Genomic DNA, 5,128 nt, shown 5'->3' on the forward strand with positions numbered 1-5,128 from the left:
CGACACTCGCACGCCTCGGCTCGCGCCTCGGGCTGCCGATCGGACCACTCAGTCAGTTGGCGGGCGTCGCCGCGTCGAGCAGGGCGAGGACCTCCGCGTGCTCCGCCAGGGCACGTTCGAGCGGGACGTGATTCGGAGCCCAGGTGCGTTTCGCGTTCGCTTCGAGCTGCGCCCGCAGCGCCGCGGCAGGCGTCAGGTTCCGGCAGTCGACCCCCGCGGGGCAGGCCCCGCGGGCGAGCAGCAGCCGCACGAACCCGGGCCGGTTCTGCGACGCCGCCGCGTGCAGCGGCCGCGGTCCGTGCATGCTGCGGCCGAAGGAGACCGCGTTCAGCTTCAACCCGGCGTCGATCAGCCAGTCCAGCAGGGCGAGCGTGTCGACCCGGTTGAGCGTCCGCTTGCGGTTCGTGCGGGACTGCACGAACTCCGTCGTGAGCAGCAGTTCGACGGGGGAGGCGGCGTCGCGGGGCCGTTCGTTCACGTCGGCGCCGGCGTCCAGCAGCAGGCCGACGATCTCCGCCAGCGCCGCCCGGTCCGGGGCGTCGAACTCGCTCATCGCCCGCAGGCACAGCCACAGGGCCGTGTGGCGGGAGCCGGGCAGCGTGCCGACGGTCGCCCCCGCCGCGAGCACCCGACGGGCGGCCCGCATGTCGGCCCGGCCGACCGCCGCTTCGAGCCGCCGTCCGGCCGCCTCGTCCGGCGGCGCCGTCTTCACGGTCCCGAATCGAATCACATCGACCCGTTCGACGAACTCCGGCGTGAGGGCGTCCTCGTGCCCGTACGCCGCCGCCAGCCGACCCGAGTTGCCGACGCGGCCGTCCCGGGCAAAGAACAGGCCCGGCACGTAGGCGTCGGCGTCGCGGAGCAGCGTTTGGTGGGCGTCCTCGGCGGAGGTCCGTTCATCGAGCCACGCGGCCGCCGCCGCCGGCGGGAAGGCGGAGCCGGACAGCAGCGTGACGCCAGCGCCGACCGAGTCGTCGTCCGGCTCCGGTTCGTCCCAGCGGACGCCGTCGGTGACGAAATCGACGACCGGCTCCCCCGTGCCGCCGTCGTGCCGGCGGCGGCGGACGTAGACGACGCCCGCCGCGTCGCTGGCCCCGGTGACCAGCGTTTCGCCGCGGAAGTCGCCCAGCCGGCGTTCAATCAGGTCTTCGCCCCGCCCGGTCGTGACGAGCGTCGCCCAGGCGGTCGTCCGCGGCACGACCAGCAACGCCCACTCGCCGGCCGGCGGGACCCACGCCCCGGCGAGGGCCTCGGCGGTGACGTCCCGGTCGATCGCCCCAACCCCCGCACAGGCCGCGAGCGCGTCGGCGGGGTCGGCGCCCGAACCGGGTAACGGGCGGAGGAGCAGCGCCTCCCACGTCACGTCGCCCCAGGTGTCGAAGGCCCCGCGGCGGTCGGCGGGGGCGGGTCGTCTCGCCATGCGGTTCGCCGTTTCAGGAAGGTCGCGGTCCGCAGCGAACCGCGGGCGGGCGGCCTAGAATACCCATCTCCCGCCCGCCCCGACCCGCCCCCGAAGCTCCGCCGCGATGTCCGAGACGAACGCCCCTGCCGGCTGCGGACTGCGGTTGTGGGTGGAGGACCGCACGCCGGTCAAGGAGCTGCCCGGCTTTCGGCCCAACCACAGCGTGCCGAAGGAGGTCACCAGCCAGACCCGGCTGTACGTCGCCGGCATCGGCGAGGCCGGGGTGGCGGCGGACCTGGAGCGCGTCGCCAAGCTGTTGCGGGAGGCGTTCGGCCTGAAGCGGAAGGAGTTGAAGTCGCTCGGTCCGGACCGCGGCGGCGGCTCGCTGGTCTGCCCGCAGCTGACCTACACGGTGACAGTCTCGCAGGCCGACGACGACCCCGCCCTCGCCCGCACCCGCCGGGAGGTGGAACCGAGCGAGCCGGACGTGCTGACCGACCCCGGGCTGGCGTTCGCCTTCGCCCCCGGCTTCACGGCCCTGGAACGCCGGTTCGACGAACCGGCCGACGTGGAGGCGTTCATCGACGCCGTCGAGGACGCCGACCCGCCGGAGGTGAAGGGCCTGGACTACCCGCTGGACGCCTCGGAGTGCGAACTGCGGCTGGCCGGCTTCGGCGGCCGGGTGAAGATCACCGCCGACGCCGCCGCGATCCTCGCCCCGACCCCCGTTCCCCCCGGCGACTTGGTGAAGGCCTGGGCCAAGGTGAAGGGCCTGTTGGACGTCGCCGGGACCGGGTGAAACGTCCATCTCCGGACGAGCGGTCGAGGACCGCGACCGGTCGGACGGTCTCGATCAGACCGTATAGAACCGCGACCGACTGGCGGCGAAGTCGTGGGTGGTGACGACGGTGCGAATTAATTCCGCCAGTTTCAGCCCGCCTTCCACGGAGGGTTCGATCGGGTTGGCGTAGTCGTCCGGTGCTACGAACGCCGTCCGCAGGTCGATCACCGGCAGCCCCCGCCGCACGGCGACGCGGGTGATGATGTCGTTGAACGCCGGCAGGGCCGCCGTCGCCGGGCGCTGGCGGCGGGGCTCCTCGTAATTCGGATCGTAAATCGTGCAGACCGTCAGCCGCCCCTGGCAGGCGTCGGCGACGGCCGCGACCGCGGCGTCGTAGCGGGCTTCAAAACTCTCCCGCAGGTCGGCCAGTTCGTTGAAGACTTCCGTGGCGACGGAGACCGGCTTCGTGAGGATCGACGCCGATCGCAATGCGTCGTTCCCCCCGGCGCTGAGCACGGCGTAGGAGCCGGTGAGTTCCCCCTCGGCGAACTGCCCCGGCACGTCCTCCACGACGGCCCCGTCCCGGGCCTTGAGTTCGGCGGACCAGCCCTCGCCGGCCTCCGCCATCACTTCCTCGAGGTGGTCGCTGGTGGACTTCCCGCCGGCGACGTAACCGGCGTTGTCGAACACGCTGTCCCCCAGCAGCACGACCGGCCCGGCGGCGTTCTCCCCGTCCGCCCGCCCCTGCAGATTGCGAGCCGGCCCCGGCCCAGACGTCCCGCCCCCGCACCCGGCGAACGCCGCCGCCGCCCCGGCGGCGAACAACGTGCGACGGGGAAAGACGGTCGGCAGATGGGGGGAGACGTTCATGACGGCGTTTCGACGGGGGAGCGACGCCGAGAGCTACCGCCGCCGTCGCCGCGAGGTTTCAAGGAGGGGATATCTCGGGGGCCGTTCGGCGTTCGTCGGCGCGACCGGTCGTCGCCGGCCGCGTCAGCCGTCGGCCGATCAGGAGGAGCGGGAGAATGAAAAAATGCCCGACTGCCACTGCCGCCGCTCGTGAATACGGCCCGGCTGCACCGTCAACGACCATGACGAAGCCGCCGACGTAACAAGCCCAGATCGGGACGCGCATCCAAGGCGTCGCCGGGGTCTTTTTGAAGACGCCGATCGGCGACGGGGCGAGCAGAGAGGCGCCCCAGCAAATCAGAGCGACCGCCGATATGCCGCTGCGATATTCAGCGAGCGTCGGGCTTCTCACTTCGCCGTCCTGCGCCGCGGTTTGCGCTTCGGGCCGCCCTTGCGGCCGCCGACGGTTTCGTCGAAGGTGCTTTTGCGGCGGAGGATGTGGTGATAGTGCTGGGCGAAGCGGTGGCTTTCGTCGCGGACGTATTGCAACAATCGCAGGCCGTAGCCGTGGCGGGAGAGGATCTTCGGCTCCGGGTCGCCGGGCAGAAAGACCTCCTCCTCGCGCTTGGCCAGGCTGATCGTGAACGGGCGGTTCGTCTCGTCCAGGCCGATCGCCTCCATCGCCGCGACGACGGAACTTAATTGACCCTTGCCGCCGTCGATAAGGAGGATGTCCGGAAAGCGTTCGCCCTCCTGTTGCAGGCGCCGGAGGCGGCGGGAAACGACTTCCCGCATGCTGGCGAAGTCGTCCACCCCCTCGACGGTTTTGATCCGGTAGCGCTTATAGCCCGGCTTGAACGGCAGGCCGTCGATAAACTGCACGAGGCTGGCCACCGTCTCCCCGCCCTGCAAATGGGCGATGTCGACCCCCTCGATCACCCGGGGCGTCTCCGGCAGTTTGAAGACCTGTTGCAGGCCCTTCAGACCCTTCTTCGGGTCGATCTGAAACACCTCCGGCTGGGCGTGCTCGTCCAGGTCGCCGCGGAGGTCGATGTTTTCGATCGCCTTAATTTGATCCCGCAGCCGGCCGGCCCGTTCGTAGTCCCGTTCCTCGGCGGCGGCGGCCATCTCCTTGGCCATGTCCCGCAGCAGATTGTGCGTTCTGCCCTCCAGCACCATCTTGAGCCGCTTGATGTCCCGGGCGTACTCCCCCTTCGAGATCTTCAAATTGCACGGGGCCGTGCACTGCTTGATGGAGTGCAACAGGCAGGGGCGGAACCACTGCCAACGTTCGTCGTCGGCCTCGATATCCAGCGAGCAGGTGCGAAATTTAAACACCTTTTGCAAGGCGTTGATCACCCCCCGCAGCTTGCCGGCGCTGGGGAACGGGCCGTAGAGCTTGACGGATTTGTCCCTCGGCTCCCGCGTGAACTCGACCCGCGGAAAGTCTTCGCGCGTGGTGATCTGGAGATACGGAAACGTTTTGTCGTCTTTGAGGTCCGAGTTGTACCGCGGACGAATGTCTTTAATCAGGCGAGCCTCCGTCAGGAGGGCCTCCACTTCGTCGCGGCAGTCGACGTGGTCCAGGTCGGCGATCTGGGTGACGAGTTCCGCGGTCCGCCGTTCGGTCGCGGCGGCCTTCAAAAAGTAGCTGCCCACGCGGCTCCGCAGGTTGACCGCCTTGCCCACGTACAGCACCCGGCCGGCGGCGTCTTTGAAGAGATAGACGCCCGGGGTCGTCGGCAGCTGTTTGGCCTTCGCCCGGGCGGCCTCGAACCCGACGGCCTCCGCCTCGTCCCCGCCGGCGGGCGGCGCCGGCTCAGCGGTCTCGCGGGGGGCGTCGTCGGTCACGGCGTGGGGCGGGTCGAGGCGATGGGGCACGGCGGGGCGGCGGGCGGGGGCGGACGATCCGTCGGCCGCCATCATAGGCGCCCCCGGCCATCAGGAACCGCCCCGGGTCCGCCGGGCGCCGGGCTCGTTAGAGTCTTCGTTCCTCCTCGTCGACGGCCCCCCGTTCCCGGATCGGACCGATGCCCCGCCCGCCCCGCCCCGCCCTGCTGCTCGCGGGGATCGCCCTGCTCCTCCCCGCCCCGGCG

At 70.9% G+C, this 5,128-nt stretch carries 4 protein-coding genes; 1 reads left to right on the forward strand and 3 read right to left on the reverse strand.

The features are described 5' to 3' along the window. Positions 1-52 precede the first annotated feature (52 nt). Positions 53-1,420: a hypothetical protein gene (locus tag ACG2DA_RS21560; RefSeq protein ID WP_395258584.1), complete on the reverse strand. Its 1,368-nt coding sequence runs from the start codon at positions 1,418-1,420 to the stop codon at positions 53-55. Between the two features lie 106 nt (positions 1,421-1,526). Between ACG2DA_RS21560 and ACG2DA_RS21565 the strand changes: the two genes are divergently transcribed. Then, entirely contained in the window at positions 1,527-2,201 is a 675-nt protein-coding gene (locus ACG2DA_RS21565) for a hypothetical protein (protein WP_395258586.1), read from the forward strand. Positions 2,202-2,255: 54 nt separating this feature from the next. Here the strand turns inward: ACG2DA_RS21565 and ACG2DA_RS21570 are convergent, their stop codons facing one another. Then, positions 2,256-3,053, reverse strand: coding sequence for an SGNH/GDSL hydrolase family protein (locus ACG2DA_RS21570; protein ID WP_395258588.1), 798 nt, complete (start codon positions 3,051-3,053; stop codon positions 2,256-2,258). 387 nt (positions 3,054-3,440) lie between these two features. Then, positions 3,441-4,958, reverse strand: a complete 1,518-nt coding sequence (locus ACG2DA_RS21575) for a UvrB/UvrC motif-containing protein (RefSeq protein ID WP_395258590.1) — start codon at positions 4,956-4,958, stop codon at positions 3,441-3,443. Positions 4,959-5,128: the final 170 nt, after the last annotated feature.

Source organism: Alienimonas sp. DA493 (assembly GCF_043951915.1).
GTDB lineage: Bacteria > Planctomycetota > Planctomycetia > Planctomycetales > Planctomycetaceae > Alienimonas.

Excerpts from the sequence above, each read along its gene's own strand:
- ACG2DA_RS21560 (WP_395258584.1), bottom strand. The coding sequence starts at position 1,420 with ATGGCGAGACGACCCGCCCCCGCCGACCGCCGCGGGGCCTTCGACACC.
- ACG2DA_RS21565 (WP_395258586.1), top strand. The coding sequence starts at position 1,527 with ATGTCCGAGACGAACGCCCCTGCCGGCTGCGGACTGCGGTTGTGGGTG.
- ACG2DA_RS21570 (WP_395258588.1), bottom strand. The coding sequence starts at position 3,053 with ATGAACGTCTCCCCCCATCTGCCGACCGTCTTTCCCCGTCGCACGTTG.
- ACG2DA_RS21575 (WP_395258590.1), bottom strand. The coding sequence starts at position 4,958 with ATGATGGCGGCCGACGGATCGTCCGCCCCCGCCCGCCGCCCCGCCGTG.